The following is a 14,675-nucleotide window of genomic DNA, read 5'->3' as shown; positions in this document are numbered from 1 at the left end:
TAAAGGAAGGGCCGCCCCTCTCCCCCCGGGGGGCGGCCTTTCGCCTACTTGACCCCGAACAGCTGCTGGATCGGGTTGATCGCGAAGTACACCAGGAACAGCGCCGAGGTGCCCCACAGCAGCCAGTGGACCTCCTTCGCCTTGCCGAGGACCGTCTTGATCAGGACAAACGCGAGGAAGCCGGCGCCGATGCCGTTGGTGATGGAGTAGGTGAACGGCATCACGGCGATGGTCAGGAACGCGGGGATGGCGATCTCGTACTTGTCCCAGTCGATGTGCTTGACCTGGGTCATCATCAGGAAGCCGACGGCGACGAGCGCGGGGGCGGCGGCCTGCATCGGGACGATGGTCAGCAGCGGGGTCAGGAAGAGGGCGACCGCGAAGAGGCCGCCGGTGATCAGATTCGAGAAGCCGGTGCGCGCGCCCTCACCGACACCGGCGGCGGACTCGATGTAGGAGGTCGCCGAGGACGAGGAGGCGGCACCGCCCGCGACGGCCGCGGTGCCGTCGATGAGGAGGACGCGGCCGAGGTTCGGGACCTTGCCCTGCTCGTCGAGCAGACCGGCTTCGGCGGTGATGCCGACGACCGTGCCCATGGTGTCGAAGAAGTCGGACAGCAGCAGGGTGAAGATCAGCAGGACGACCGTGATGACGGTGGTCTCGCCGAACGCACCGAAGAGGCTGAAGTCGCCGATCAGCCCGAACTCGGGGGCGGCGACGATGTCTTCGGGGACCTTCGGGGTGGTCAGGCCCCAGCTCTTGATGTCGGCCGCCGAGTTGATCACGATCGCAACGACCGTCATGGTCAGGATGCTGATGAGGATCGCGCCCTTGACCTTGCGGGCCAGCAGGGCGATGGTCAGCAGCACGCCGAGGCAGAAGACCAGGACGGGCCAGCCGGACAGCGAGCCGGTGGCGCCGAGTTGGACCGGGACGGTGGTGTTCGCGATGTCCGGGATACGGCTGACGAACCCGGCGTCGACGAAGCCGATGAAGGCGATGAACAGGCCGATGCCGACGCTGATCGCCTGCTTGAGCGGCTGCGGGATGGCGTGCATGACGGCCTCGCGCAGGCCGGTTACCACCAGTACGCATATCAGCAGGCCTTCGAGGACGACCAGACCCATCGCGTCCGCCCAGCTCATCAGCGGGGCTATCTGGAAGGCGACGACCGCGTTGAGTCCGAGGCCCGCGGCGAGGGCGAGCGGCAGGTTGCCACCGACGCCCATGATGACCGTCATCACGGCGGCCACGAGGGCGGTGGCGGTGACGAGTTCGGCCCCGTCGAGGGTGTGCCCGTACTTGTCCTTGGCGCTGCCGAGGATGATGGGATTCAGGACAAGGATGTACGCCATCGTGAAGAAGGTGGCGAAGCCGCCGCGTATCTCCCGGGCGAAGGTGGACCCGCGGGCGGTGATCCTGAAGAAGCGATCGACGCTGTTCGCCCCGGGTGGCTCGGCGCTCTGCCGGTCGGCCACCTTCTGTGCGTCGGACATGGCGGTACTCCTAGGGACGTGTGTCGTTCTACGCGCAGATGCTGGCTGAATTGTTCCCCCGTTGAACCCTATTCAGGTTTTCCCCGTGTTACGGAATCGGAGTTCGCCCTGTAAGACGGCGTTCGAAGTCCCGTACGAACGCCCTTCACGATCACTGCTACTCTTCCGGATCTCGTCCGGGTCGCCCCCGGACACCCACATGTCATTCACATGACATACACAGGCATTCCGCCCGGGGTGTCTACGAGCAGCGAGGAGAGAGGTCGTCCGTGGGCACTGTCGTCGACGACGCAGCCTCCGTGGAGTTTCACGCCTTCTTCGAACGGCACTATGCCGAACTGTCCCGTCTGGCACACCTGTTGACCGGTGAGGCCGACGCCGCCGACGATCTGGCCGCGGACGCGCTGCTCGCGATGTGGCACCGCTGGGACCGGGTCCGCTCGGCGGACCACCCGGTGGCGTACGCCCGTGGCGTGGTCGCCAATCTGGCGCGCACCCGGATCCGCAGCGCGGTCCGCGAGCGCCGTAGGATCACCCTGTTCTGGTCGCAGCGCGAGGAGAAGACCGAGAATCCCGATGTGGCCGGCGTGGTCGACGTCCAGTCGGCGCTGCGCAGACTGCCGTTCCGCAAGCGGGCGTGTGTGGTGCTGCGGCATGCTTTCGATCTCTCGGAGAAGGACACGGCGCTCGCCCTCGGGGTCTCTGTCGGTACGGTGAAGAGCCAGACGTCCAAGGGGATGGCCGAGTTGCAGAAGCTCCTCGGCACCGGGGACGGGCCGCGCCGTATGCCTGCCGGCATGACGGGCGCGGGCGTGACGGGCGGGGGCGTGGCCGGTACGGGTGTGCCGGGCGCGAGGAGGGCCGGCGCCGGTGTGCCGGGCAGCGGAGGAAGGGACCGATGAGGGACGTGCACGAGGAGCTGCGTGCCCGGCTGCGTGAGTCGGCCGGGGCGCACGAGCCCGATCGCGCCCGCATCCTGGCCCGCATCGAGCGCGGTATGGCCGCCCCCGAGGAGCGTCGCAGCCGGAAGGCGACGCGTCCACCGCTGTGGGCCTGGGTGCGGGTGGTCAGCGCCACCGCCGGGGTCGCGGGCGTGCTCGCGGTCGGCGGTTACGCGGTCGCCTCGGCGGTGAAGGGCGAGGAGAAACCGGCGGACCAGACCGTCGCGGTGTCGCCGACGCCGGTCGAGTCCCCCGCCGCGACCAGCCGGGCGCCGGTCCAGCCGGACCCGGACCCGAGCCCGACCCGTGGCGGCTCGAAGGAGGAGCCCCGCTCGACGCCGTCGAGCCCCCCGTCGGCCACCGCCAAGGCCCCGGCACCGGAGCTGTCCACCTCGGCGGGCGAGGAGGACGGCCCGCTCTGGTCGGACGGCTCGGTCGACCCGCACAGCAACGACTTCTGGGCGCAGAGCAACCTGACCCTGAAGACGAGCGAAGAGCTCACCGCACTCACCGTCCAGCTGCGGATCGCCCAGACCGGCGGGGTCACCTCGGCCGGCGCCTGGCGCTCGCTGCCGGAGCAGGACTTCGACCTCACGGTCGCGGAGGACGACGGCTTCCTGGTCTACACCTGGGTGCTCAAGGACGGCCGTACGGTCCCGGAGGGCGAGTTCGTGTTCGCCGGGCAGTACAACCACGAGCGCGGCGGCCGCGACGCGGGCGACGACAGCTACGCGATGGCAGCAACGGCCGAGAACGCTGCTGGCGAAGACCTCGCGGTGGCGGGCGACTTCGAGGGCCAGGACGACAACGACTCGACGGACGCAGGCGATTCGTAAAAAAGTTCTGTAGCCGCGGCAACCCTTTCTGCACCGGTGGCGACCAGGAGTCGCAAGAGTCACCACCACCAAGGATCGGGTACATGACCGCACCTGCAGAGCAGCGCGTTCGGCACCGCCGCCGGGTCACCAAGCGGCGGGCCGTGATCGCGTCGGTGGCCGCCCTCGGCCTCACCGGCGCCGCGTTCGCCACGACGTCGCTGCTGTCCACCGCCGGCGCCGCCACCAGCTGGCCCACGGCCAAGGGCAGCAAGGCCGTCTCCTCGACGATCAAGGTCTCGGGTACGTACGACGGCAAGCTGAAGAAGTTCTTCGGCAAGGGCGCGCTCGGCGACGGCAGCCAGGACGAGGGCCAGGACCCGATCTTCGAGCTGGCCGACGGTGCCGTGCTGAAGAACGTGATCATCGGCGTCCCGGGCGCGGACGGGGTGCACTGCAAGGGCAGTTGCACGCTGAAGAACGTGTGGTGGCTGGACGTCGGCGAGGACGCCGCGAGCTTCAAGAGCAAGTCGTCGAAGGCCGTGTACAAGGTCGTCGGGGGCGGTGCGAGGAAGGCCTCGGACAAGGTCTTCCAGTTCAACGGCGCGGGGAAGCTCAGCATCACCGGCTTCAAGGTGAGCAACTTCGGCAAGCTGGTGCGCTCTTGCGGCAATTGCAGCAAGCAGTACAAGCGCACGATCGTGCTGAGCGACATCGACGCGACCGCGCCCGGGAAGTCGCTGGTCGGCGTCAACCAGAACTACGGCGACACCGCCACGCTCTCCAAGATCCGCATCCACGGGGACACCGGCAAGAAGCTCAAGGTGTGCACCCGGTTCCAGGGCAACAACTCCGGCAAGGAACCGAAGACGCTCGGTAGCGGCCCCTATGGAACCACCTGCAAGTACAAGTCCTCTGACATCACGTACAAGTAAGACAAGATCCACGAATCCCGGAGATCTCCCTTGAGCACGCACAAGAGACGCCTCACACGCCGACGTGTACTCGGGGCCACCGCGATCGGCGTCGCCGCCACCGGCGCCGCCGTCGCGGGCGGCGCCGGCCTCCTGTCGTCGGCGTCCGCCGCCGGCTTCGGCTACTCCGACGACGGCAAGAACTACGTCGTGGACACCGGTGCCTCCCTCGTCTTCAAGGTCTCCAAGACCACCGGTGACCTCACGTCCCTGGTCTACAAGGGCAAGGAGTACGAGGGCTACGGCGGCAAGCACTCACACGTCGAGTCCGGGCTGGGGGCGTCCACCGTCACGATCAAGCAGTCGGGGTCGACGATCCTGATCAAGGTCGTGCACGGCGCGATCACCCAGTGGTACGCGGCCCGCAGCGGCCAGAACAACGTCTACCTGTGGACGAACAAGGCGGACGCCTCCTTCACGGCGACCCGGTTCCTCGTCCGGCTCAAGCCCGGGATGTTCCCCAACGAGGGCCCGGACTCCTGGATCGAGGCCTCCGACAAGGTCATCGAGGCCGGTGACGTCTGGAAGCGCGCGGACGGCACCACCCACTCCAAGCACTACTCGGGCAAGCGGGTCATCGACTACGACCACATCGGTTTCACCACCGGTTCGGTCGGCCTGTGGATCGTCCGCTCCAACCACGAGAAGGCCTCCGGCGGCCCCTTCTACCGCTCGCTGCTGCGCCACTCCAACGACCTGGGCGCCGGGCTCTACGAGATCCTGCACTACAACCAGGCCCAGACCGAGCCGGCACGTTTCGGCCTCCAGGGCCCGTACGTCCTCGCCTTCACCGACGGCGGGGCGCCCTCTTCTTCCTTGTCGCACAGCAAGCTGGACACCTCCTGGGTGGGCGGCCTCGGCATCACCGGCTGGGTCGGCAGGGCGGGCCGCGGCAAGGTCGCCGGGGTGGGTCTGAAGGGCATGGACGCCAAGTACGCCTACACGGTCGGCTTCGCCAACTCCACCGCCCAGTACTGGGCGAAGGCCGCCTCGGGCACCGGTGCCTTCTCATGCAAGGGGATGCTGCCGGGCACGTACACGCTGACCGTCTACAAGGGCGAGCTCGCCGTGCACACCCAGGAGGTGAAGGTGACTGCCGGCGGTTCGACCGCGCTGCACAGCATCACCATCACGGGTGACCCGTCCGCCGCGAAGACGGTGTGGCGGCTCGGCGACTGGGACGGCACGCCCGGCGAGTTCAAGAACGCCAAGTTGATGACGTACGCCCACCCCTCCGACGCCCGCGCGGCGAAGTGGACGGGCAACGTCACGATCGGCGGCGGCGACGCGGCCGCGTCCTTCCCGGCTTACATGTGGAAGGCCGTCAACGACGGCATCCTCCTCTACTTCAAGCTCACCGCCGCCCAGGCCGCCGCCGCGCACACCCTGCGCATCGGCGTGACGGACGCGTTCTCCAACGGCCGCCCGCGGGTATCCGTCAATGACTGGGTCTCACCGATCCCGACGGTCCCGAAGCAGCCCTCGACCCGTTCCCTGACGACCGGTTCCTACCGGGGGAACAACCACACGTTCACGTACAACGTCCCGGCGAGTGCGTGGAAATCGAACACCAGTGAGTACAACGTCCTGAAGCTCAACATCGTCAGTGGATCGAGCGGCACGACCTTCCTGAGCCCCGGCACCTCGTTCGACTGCATAGACCTGCTGGCTTGAGCCCCCCTCGGCCGGCAGCAGTGCCGACTTGAGCCCCCCTCGGTCGGCACGACAGAGAACGCCCCCCGCCAGTGACGACGACACTGTTGGCGAATCCGGGTCGCCGAGTTCTACTCGTCGGGCCGGAGGGCTGCCAGATGGGACGTGCGAGTGCGGGCTCGTGGGGTCTCGGTCCACCAGGCGTTGAGGCGGTGGAAGTTCATAGCGGTGGCGGTGAGCTGGTGCTGCAGCCGTGCCTTAGCCAGGCCTTGAACCGGCATCGCCGCAGGCCGAAGGCCCGGACTCCCTGGGAGATGGTGCCTTCGACACCGGCCCGGTGTGCGTACTGCGCTTTCCACTCCTGGGTGTCTTCCTGGGCCCGTGCCTGCTGGATCACCTCATACTCCGCTTGCGGGCGGAGGGTGATCCGACGGCCCATGTCCCATTTGCTGTTGGAGCGGGTGCACTGCTCTCGGGTCTCGCAGGGACGGCAGGCCGCCGTCGGGAAGCGTGCTCGGACCACGGCCGTCCCCTCCTGGGAGCGGTCTTCGGCCCAACGGCTGCTGGTCGCGCCGTTGGGACAGGTCACCTGCCGGTTCTCCCAGTCGATGGCGAAGTCTGCCTGGGAGAAGCCGCCGTCCTTGGTCTGCCAGCTGGTGGAAGCGAGGATTGGACCCACCAGGTTGACTTTGTGATCGCGCCGGGCGGCGACCACTTCTCGGGCTGTGGCATAGCCCGCGTCGACCAGGTGTCGATCAGGTAGGAGGTCGCGCTCGGCGAGGTGGGCGTGGATCGGGGCGACCAGCCGCACGTCCTGGACCGTGGAGTCGGTCGTGGCGACGTGAGTGATCAGGTTCGGGCTGTCCGGCTCGCAGGTCTCGGTGAGGTGAACCTTGTAGCCGTCCCAGAAGACGCCGCGCTTCACGCTGCCCCGCGCGTCAGTGTCGTAGGGCGTGACCAGCCGCTCCGCGCCCGGCGGGCGGTCTTTGAGGTCCCGGCGACGGACATGTCCGTTGTCGACGAAGTACTGCTGGATCCACATCTGCTGAAGGGTCTGGACCCGGTCGAGCAGCCGCAGGGACGCTGGGGCATCGGGCGCATGCAGGGCAGAAAGCAATCTCAACCCGTCGGCGCCGATCTGCTCGATCAGCTCGGTCTGCTTGGCCTTCCCCTTGGGCAGCCGGGTGTCCTCAAACCGGATCGCGTACCGGTCGAACCATTCAGGCGGAAGCCACCCAGTCAGCCACTCTGGCTCGTGGGCCGCCACACTGTTCAAGGCAGCCCGCAGGGTTTCACCGAGCCGCACCAGCCCGTTGATCTGCCGCGCGGCGGACAGCACGATCGTGGAGTCCGTGCGCGCACGGCCGCCGGCCTTGAGTAAGCCGTGCTCCGCAGCGGCCTCAAGGACGCGGTCCAAGAGCTCAACCCCGGCGTCTCCCGCGATCAGCCGGTCCCTGAACTCGGTGAGCACCGAGTGGTCGAAGCCCGGATCGGCCAGCTCCAGCCCCAGCAGGTACTTCCAGTCCAGCCGTCCGCGCACCGCGTCCGCGGCCTGCCGGTCCGACAGGCTCTCGGCGAACTGCATGACTGAGACGAGCGCCAGCCTGCCCGGCGACCACGCGGGCTTCCCTCTGTTCGGGTACAACTCGGCGAAGTCCGCGTCCGAGAACAGCTCGCCCAACTCGTCACGGATCCGCATGGCCAGGCTGCCCTTCGGAAACGCAGCCCGCGCCACCCGGGACGTCTCCTTGGGAACCCCGTCGATCCTCCTGGCGTGCAACGACACCGACACCTCCCCAAACGCAACGTCGGCCTTCACGACCACAACGGGTCATGAACGCCGACGTCACGTTCGTCCCCAGGAGTCGCCAACGGTTACCCGGCGGGGTGTCCCTGCTTGCCGAGGCTACGGACGGGCGCGGCGCAGCCGGGGCGGTGGCCGCCAGTTCAGCCGGTGGCCGCGACCTTGTCCCACAGCGCGCAGTGGTGGGCGGCGGTGAAGTCACCGGCCGGGCGCGGGCCGCCGGCCGACGCGGTCTGCAGGACCATCACCTCGCCCGGACGGAGGCGCTGGTCGGCCATGTCGGGGAGGCCGGGGGCACGGGGGACTCCGTGTGCGACGAACGACGACCAGTACTGGATCATCTGCCGGGACAGCTGCCACTCCTCGGCGTTGAACGGCGCCTCGCGTCCGTTGTGCCGGAAGAGGTACTGGAGGTCGTTGGTGTGCGTGGCTCCGAAGTCGTAGTCGGTGTTCTGGTTGCGGAGGTTCTCGGCGGGCGGACCGGTCACGTCCGCGAACTCGTACTGATACACCGGGGCCTCCTGAGCGAGTTGCCGGCTGACGCGGGCGGTCGGGCAGGAGTAGTCCCGGTCGCCGCGGGCGGCGGCGTGCGCCAGCGTCGGGGTCGGGTGCCCCGTCAGCGGATAGCGCGCCAGCACCTCGTCGGCTATGTCCTCACCGAACCAGTCGCGCATGGTCCGGGGATACTGCTCCGCCGTCAGCGGCTGTCCCCTGCCGTCGAAGTCGAAGTAGTCGAAGTACCGTCCCTCGGTGCGGGTGGTGCCGAAGAGGACCGGCACCTTGGCCTGCTGACCGGCCGCGAAGGTCTCGGCAGGCTGGCGCGGCAGCACGCGGTCGCCGACGACGGGTCCCCAGCCGCGACCGGACTGTGCGGCGAGAAGTTCCTGCGGGGTCTTGGTGCGCAGGCAGTCCAGCACGGCGTCCGAGTCGGTGTCCGTGCAGCCCAGAGCGTCGGCGTAGGCGCGACCGGTGGTCTCGGCACTCTTGACGGGGATCGCGGCGCAGTCGCGGTAGGAGGCGGACTGGCTGATCGCGGCCCGGAACAGCCCGCGTGCGGTGGGCGAGGCCAGCTGGGTGCACACGGCACGGCCGCCCGAGGACTCACCGGCGATGGTGACCGCGTGCGGGTCGCCGCCGAAGCGAGCGATGTTGGCGCGTACCCAGCGCAGAGCCGCCTGCTGGTCGAGCAGGCCGTAATTGCCCTGCACACCGGGCAGGGTGAGGAAGCCGGAGGCGCCGAGACGGTAGTTGATGGTCACCACGATCACGTTGCCGTCCGCGGCGAAACGGTCGGCGACGTAGTCTTTGCCGCCGCCCTGGATCATGCCGCCGCCATGGATCCACACCATCACGGGCAGCCGCCGCGGGCTCGCCGGAGTGTAGACGTTCAGGTTCAGGCAGTTCTCAGTGTAGGTGCCCTGTTGGGGGTTCGTGCCCTGCAGACAGCGAGGGCCGAACGCCGTGGCGTCGCGTATGCCCTTCCATGCCGGGTGGGGCTGTGGCGGACGCCAGCGCAGCGCGCCGACCGGATCGGCGGCGTACGGAACGCCGAGGAACTGCCGCCCCTCGACGGTCGCCTGGCCCCGGAGCGGGCCGGCGGTGGTCTGTATCACCGGGGACTTGCCTAACGCGGTCCGCGCGGGATCAGCGCCAGAGGCAGAGGCAGGGGTGAGCACAGCCAGCAGGGTCGCGAGACACGCTACGGCAGCTGTGCGACGGGCTCGGAACATGGGGGATTGTCCTTCCACTGCTTGACGTACTGCAGTTGTGCAGTAGGCAGCACTGGAAGGATATTGAAGACTCAAGGTCTTGTGGTCGAAAAAGCGGAACTGCCCACTCGCCGGGAGAGCGGCTGGTCCCAGGTGTTGCCGACGGACACCGTCGATGGCACCAGCTCGACCCGGCCCCCCCTTGTTGCCCACGGCGCGGCTCCCCCTCTCAGCCGCGCCTTGCCCGTGGCGAAGAAGAAGCCAGTGCCGACGTAAGCGGTATTACGGTGGAGGGCGCCGGTGTTGGCTTTCTCGGTGAAGCCGTTGCCGTTGCCCTCGCACCGAGTAGACCCTCAACGGGTCGGATTCGCCAACAGTGTCGTGACGACTGGCGGGGGGCGTTCCTTCATGCTGCCGGTGAGTGCAGCGCCCCTTCAGGGGCGCGGGGAACTGCGCGACCAGCCACAGACGGCCCGCAGTCCCTCACACACCTTGCGCGGCAGCTCAGTTCATCTGCGAACCGATAGCCGTGGAGCCCGTGGTCAAAAACGTGGTAGTCGGCAGCGAGCCATCCGGCTTCCGCGCCCCATACGCACTCGCCGCGTCCGTCGACTTGAACGACGGTGTGGCCACCCCGCTGTCCCAGTTGTTGGCGGCCGATACAGTGGAGCCGCCCAGCTTCGCCTTCCCGGCCCCGTTGCTCACCGCCAAATTTCTGGCCAGCCGGGCCTTCCCCGTGGCGAAGTAGAAGCCGTTCGACTTGTTGGCGTACGCGGTGTTCCGGTTCAGCAGCATGGCGCCGGTGTTGGAGTTCTCGGTGAAGCCGTGCAGGGTGTTGTCCCAGGCGGCGTTGTTGTTGACCGAGTGCGCGACCGACGCGCCGCCGCCGCCCAGCTTGAAGCCGTTGCCGTTGCCCTCGAACGCGGAGTCGTTCCAGCGGTTCTTGCCGTTGCCGAAGGCCCAGCTGTGCTCGATGGTGACGGGCGAGGAGAACTGCCAGAGGTCGAGGCCGTCATCCGCGTTGTTGTAGAGGCGCGCGCCGGTGATCTTGTTGCCCGTGCCGGAGCCGAACTTCACGGCGATCCCGTCGGCGTTCTGACCGTGGTTCGCGGCGTCGTAGTTGCCGTAACTGTCCAGGTTCTGCACGAGGTTGTTCGTCGTGCCGTCGCCGCGCAGGGTGAAGCCCGAGTCGCCGTTGTTCGCGGTGACGAGGTTCTTGAAGACGCCGCCGACCGAAGACGTGACGACGAAGCCCTGGGCCGGGGAGTTCTGGAAGGTGAGGTTCTGGACGGTCCAGTAGTCGCCGTAGATCCCGGCGAGCCAGGAACCGGCGGCGAGCTTGGACCCGTCGATCTTGACCTTCTCACTGCCGTACGCGGTGAGGGTGATCCGGGCCGAGGCGGTGCCGTTCGCCGTGGACTTCAGGGACTTCGCCGGCTGGTACGTGCCGCCGCGCACCTGGATGGTCGTACCGGCGACCGCCTTCGCGACGGCCGACTCCAGCTCGGCGGTGCTGGAGACGGTGACCGTGGTGGCGGCGGCCTCGGCACCATCGTTCAAGAGGCCGGCGTAGACGCCGCCCGCCCCCGCGGCGACGGCCACGGCGGCGGCGATCGACAGGGTGCGGGTTCTGCGATGGCGTCCGATGCTCTGACGCACGGGCGTTCCTTTCTGAGGGGACGGAGAGAGCGAAGCGGGCCGGAGGGGCCGCCCCGGCCCGCTTCTGATCACTGGTCGCCGCCCGGCCGGAAAGGGTTGCCGCGTCCATGCGAAATCGTTCGAAAGTTTCGCTCCCAGTCTTCACACGCACACCGATTGACGCGCTGAACCCCACTGATCAGACTCCGAGGACAGCTCGGCCAACAGAATCCACCAGACTCACACAGGATGTGTCATGCGCCCCACCGCCCGTACGCTCCTGCTCCCCCTCCTGGCCCTCTTCCTCGGCCTACTGGCGGCTCCGCCAGGAGCAGCACAACCCGAACGACAACCACAGAGCTCAGGGAAGTCCATACAGAGAACGGGGTACGCCGGCTATCTCTTCGCCTACTTCACAGGTGAGGGCACCGCCGACGGCGAGCAGATCCGCTACGCCCTCAGCCGTGGCAACGACGCGTTGCACTGGCGGGAGCTGAACGCCGGCAAGCCCGTCCTCTCGTCCACCATCGGTGAGAAGGGCCTGCGCGACCCGTTCGTGATCCGCTCCCCCGAGGGCGACAAGTTCTACATGATCGCGACCGATCTGCGCATGTACAAGAACAGCAGCGGCAGTTGGGACCAGGTCCAGCGCCACGGCAGCAAGTCCATCATGGTCTGGGAGTCCACGGACCTGGTGAACTGGACCGACCAGCGCCTCGTCAAGGTCTCCCCCGACACCGCGGGCAACACCTGGGCCCCGGAGGCGTACTGGGACGACAGCCTCGACGCGTACGTCGTCTTCTGGGCGTCGAAGCTGTACGCCGAGGACGACCCGGACCACACCGGCTCGACGTACAACAAGATGCTGTACGCGACGACGAAGGACTTCCGCACCTTCAGCGAGCCGAAGGTCTGGAACGACCCGGGCTACTCGGTCATCGACTCCACGGTCGTCAAGCACGACGGCACCTACTACCGCTACACCAAGGACGAGCGCGACCCCAACTCCTCCAGCCCCTGCGCGAAGTTCATCACCGGGGAGAAGTCGACGTCGCTGACCTCGACGAAGTACGACTTCGTGGCCGACTGCATCGGCAACGGCGCCATGGACCGCGGCGAGGGACCGACGGTGTTCAAGTCGAACACCGAGGAGAAGTGGTACCTGTTCATCGACGAGTACGGCGGCCGCGGCTACCTGCCCTTCGAGACGACCGACCTCGACTCCGGCAAGTGGACCCCGTCGACGAACTACCAGCTCCCCGCCAGCCCCCGGCACGGCACGGTCATCCCGGTCACGCAGGAGGAGTACGACCGACTGCTGGCCGCGTATCCGGTGAGCCCCACCTCGGTCGTGGACGCGACCGCGAAGGACCAGGAGGGGTACGCGATCGTCACGGAGGCTTCCTCGAAGGTCGTCCTGCCGATGGAGCCCGACGCGAACCTCCGGCGGCTGGCGCCGAAGCTGTGGCTGGGTGAGGGCGCGACGATCAGCCCGAGGTCGGGCACGCCTCGCGACTTCCGTAAGCCGCAGAAGTACACGGTCACGGCGGCGGACGGCACGAAACGCGTCTGGACGGTCGAGGCGGTGCCGACCCGCAGCCCGGTCCTCCCCGGTCTCTACGCCGATCCCGACGTCAAGTACATGAACGGCCGCTACTGGATCTACCCGACGACGGACGGCTTCCCCGGCTGGAGCGGCACCCAGTTCAAGGCGTTCTCGTCGAAGGACCTGGTCCACTGGACGGACCACGGCCTGATCCTCGATCTCGGCCCCGATGTGACCTGGGCCGACAAGAACGCCTGGGCCCCGGCGATCGCCGAACGTGACGGCAAGTACTACTTCTACTTCTGCGCCGAGGGGAACATCGGCGTCGCGGTCGCCGACTCCCCCGCCGGCCCGTTCAAGGACGCCCTCGGCAAACCCCTCGTCGCCAAGGGCCAGTACAGCGGTCAGGCCATCGACCCGTCGGTCTTCGTCGACGATGGACAGGCCTATCTCTACTGGGGCAACGGGCACGGGTACGTCGTGCCACTGAACGACGACATGGTGTCGTTCGACTCGGCCAAGGTGAAGGACATCACCCCGGACAACTTCCGGGAGGGCTCCTTCGTCATCAAGCGCAACGGCACGTACTACTTCATGTGGTCCGAGGACGACACGCGCAGCGAGAACTACCACGTGGCGTACGCGACCGGACCGACCCCGCTCGGCCCGTGGACCAAGCGGGGGACGATCCTGTCGAAGCGGCCCGAGTACGGCATCCTCGCCACGGGCCACCACTCGGTGGTGAACGCGCCGGGTACCGACGACTGGTACATGGTCTATCACCGGTTCGCCCTGAACGGGCCCGGCAAGTCCGGTGGGGACGGCATGCATCGGGAAACCACCATCGACCGCATGGAGTTCGCGGCGGACGGGACGATCAAGCCGGTGGTACCGACCCTGGAATCGATCAAACCGGTCAGGAAGTAACCGGCTCAGTCCATCGTTGCCCCAATTGTCGTGCTGCCCGTGGTCAGGAAGGTGGTCGCGGGCAGCGTGCCGCTCGATGAGCGGGCGTTGTACGTCGACGAGGCGTCGGTCGAGCGGAACGCGGGCGTCGAGATGCCCGAGTCCCAGTTGTTGCCGGACGAGACGACCGACGAGCCCTTGTTCACCGAGCCGCTGCCGTTGGAGACGGCCAGGTTCTTGCCGAGGCGGGCCGCGCCCGTGGCGAAGTAGTAGCCCCACTTGGCGTTGGCGTAGGCGGTGGTGCGGTTGATGACGATGGCGCCCTTGTTGCTGTTCTCGGTGAAGCCGTTGCCCGCGTTGTCCCAGGCGGCGGAGTTGTTGACGACGTGGGCCACGGTCTCGCCGTCGCCGCCCAGCTTGTAGCCGTTGCCGTCGCCCGCGAAGGCCGAGTCCGACCAGCGGTTCTTGCCGTTGCCCATCGCCCAGGTGTGCTCGACGGTGACGGGGGACGAGAAGGACCAGAAGTCCAGGCCGTCGTCCGAGTTGTTGTAGAGGCGGGCGCCGGTGATGAGGTTGCCGGATCCGGAGCCGTACTTCACGGCGATGCCGTCGGCGTTCTCCCCGTGGTTGGCCGCGTCGTAGTGGCCGTACGAGTCGATGTTGCGGACCAGGTTGTTGGTCGTGCTGTCGCCGGTGAGGGTGAAACCGGAGTCGCCGCCGTTGACGGTCTTGATGTTGTCCCAGACCGTGGAGGCGCACGACTGGCAGACGACCGCGCTGTCCGGGGAGTTCTGGAAGGTGATCCCGGAGACGGTCCAGTAGTCGGCGGTCAGCTTGAAGATCCAGTCGCCGTCGGGGAGGTTCGAGCCGTCGATCTTCACGGTCTCGGAGCCGTACGGCTGGAGGTAGATGCGGCTGGACGAGGTGCCATTGGCCGTGGACTGGAGGGTCGCCGTCGGGTAGTACGTGCCGCCGCGCACCTGGATGGTGGTACCGGCGGTGGCGTTCTTGATGGCGTTGGACAGGTCGGTGGAGTTGCTGACGACCACGGTGGCAGCCTGCGCCTGGGTGGGGAGGACGGCGAGGCCGGCACCGAGGGTCAGGGCCGCGAGGGCCGAGAGAGCGGTACGACGGGACATGAGTGCGGGTCCTTTCGTCGTTCAGGGGTGGGGGGAGTGCACAGGACAGGGGTG

The 14,675-nt window shown here is 67.8% G+C and carries 9 protein-coding genes and 1 pseudogene; 5 read left to right on the top strand and 5 right to left on the bottom strand.

Annotated features, from left to right (window positions below; genetic code table 11):
- Positions 1-44 precede the first annotated feature (44 nt).
- Complete coding sequence (locus tag F3T56_RS08775; RefSeq protein WP_149824142.1) at positions 45-1,496, bottom strand: NCS2 family permease; 1,452 nt, start codon at positions 1,494-1,496, stop codon at positions 45-47.
- A 269-nt stretch (positions 1,497-1,765) separates the two neighbouring features.
- On the opposite strand from F3T56_RS08775, the gene F3T56_RS08770 reads away from it, so the two are divergent.
- From F3T56_RS08770 to F3T56_RS08755, 4 genes are all read left to right on the top strand, one after another.
- Entirely contained in the window at positions 1,766-2,398 is a 633-nt protein-coding gene (locus F3T56_RS08770; protein WP_149824141.1) for a SigE family RNA polymerase sigma factor, read from the top strand.
- Positions 2,395-3,273 carry a hypothetical protein gene (locus F3T56_RS08765; protein WP_149824140.1) on the top strand — a complete coding sequence of 293 codons (879 nt, stop codon included), beginning with the start codon at positions 2,395-2,397 and terminating at the stop codon, positions 3,271-3,273. Before F3T56_RS08770 ends, F3T56_RS08765 begins: the two co-directional genes overlap by 4 nt.
- An 83-nt stretch (positions 3,274-3,356) precedes the next feature.
- Positions 3,357-4,187, top strand: coding sequence for a pectate lyase (locus F3T56_RS08760; RefSeq protein WP_149824139.1), 831 nt, complete (start codon positions 3,357-3,359; stop codon positions 4,185-4,187).
- Between the two features lie 30 nt (positions 4,188-4,217).
- The gene (locus F3T56_RS08755; RefSeq protein ID WP_149824138.1) at positions 4,218-5,900 is read left to right on the top strand and encodes a rhamnogalacturonan lyase B N-terminal domain-containing protein; all 1,683 of its coding nucleotides are present in this window, start codon (positions 4,218-4,220) and stop codon (positions 5,898-5,900) included.
- 110 nt (positions 5,901-6,010) lie between these two features.
- Here F3T56_RS08755 and F3T56_RS08750 read toward each other — a convergent pair.
- The 3 genes and pseudogenes from F3T56_RS08750 to F3T56_RS08740 all read right to left on the bottom strand — a co-directional run bounded on the left by F3T56_RS08750 (position 6,011) and on the right by F3T56_RS08740 (position 11,051).
- Positions 6,011-7,665: pseudogene (locus tag F3T56_RS08750) on the bottom strand (IS1182 family transposase).
- Between the two features lie 161 nt (positions 7,666-7,826).
- Positions 7,827-9,296, bottom strand: a complete 1,470-nt coding sequence (locus F3T56_RS08745; RefSeq protein WP_172638860.1) for a carboxylesterase/lipase family protein — start codon at positions 9,294-9,296, stop codon at positions 7,827-7,829.
- A gap of 600 nt (positions 9,297-9,896) precedes the next feature.
- Positions 9,897-11,051 (bottom strand): right-handed parallel beta-helix repeat-containing protein, encoded by a 1,155-nt coding sequence (locus F3T56_RS08740; protein WP_149824136.1) that lies wholly within the window; start codon positions 11,049-11,051, stop codon positions 9,897-9,899.
- A 235-nt stretch (positions 11,052-11,286) separates the two neighbouring features.
- Here F3T56_RS08740 and F3T56_RS08735 point away from each other — a divergent pair, with 235 nt between their 5' ends.
- On the top strand, positions 11,287-13,503 hold the full coding sequence (locus tag F3T56_RS08735; RefSeq protein WP_149824135.1) for a glycoside hydrolase family 43 protein: 2,217 nt from the start codon (positions 11,287-11,289) through the stop codon (positions 13,501-13,503).
- A 5-nt stretch (positions 13,504-13,508) separates the two neighbouring features.
- Here the strand turns inward: F3T56_RS08735 and F3T56_RS08730 are convergent, their stop codons facing one another.
- Positions 13,509-14,621 (bottom strand): right-handed parallel beta-helix repeat-containing protein, encoded by a 1,113-nt coding sequence (locus F3T56_RS08730; RefSeq protein ID WP_149824134.1) that lies wholly within the window; start codon positions 14,619-14,621, stop codon positions 13,509-13,511.
- Between the last annotated feature and the right edge of the window lie 54 nt (positions 14,622-14,675).

The organism is Streptomyces tailanensis (assembly GCF_008386495.1).
Taxonomy (GTDB): domain Bacteria; phylum Actinomycetota; class Actinomycetes; order Streptomycetales; family Streptomycetaceae; genus Streptomyces; species Streptomyces tailanensis.
Note: the sequence above shows the minus strand (reverse complement) of the source record. Positions and strands in the feature narration are given on the sequence as shown.

Bases quoted from the DNA above. Each gene is read 5' to 3' on its own strand.
- F3T56_RS08735 (WP_149824135.1), top strand. From the start codon at position 11,287: ATGCGCCCCACCGCCCGTACGCTCCTGCTCCCCCTCCTGGCCCTCTTC.
- F3T56_RS08775 (WP_149824142.1), bottom strand. From the start codon at position 1,496: ATGTCCGACGCACAGAAGGTGGCCGACCGGCAGAGCGCCGAGCCACCC.
- F3T56_RS08765 (WP_149824140.1), top strand. From the start codon at position 2,395: ATGAGGGACGTGCACGAGGAGCTGCGTGCCCGGCTGCGTGAGTCGGCC.
- F3T56_RS08760 (WP_149824139.1), top strand. From the start codon at position 3,357: ATGACCGCACCTGCAGAGCAGCGCGTTCGGCACCGCCGCCGGGTCACC.
- F3T56_RS08730 (WP_149824134.1), bottom strand. From the start codon at position 14,621: ATGTCCCGTCGTACCGCTCTCTCGGCCCTCGCGGCCCTGACCCTCGGT.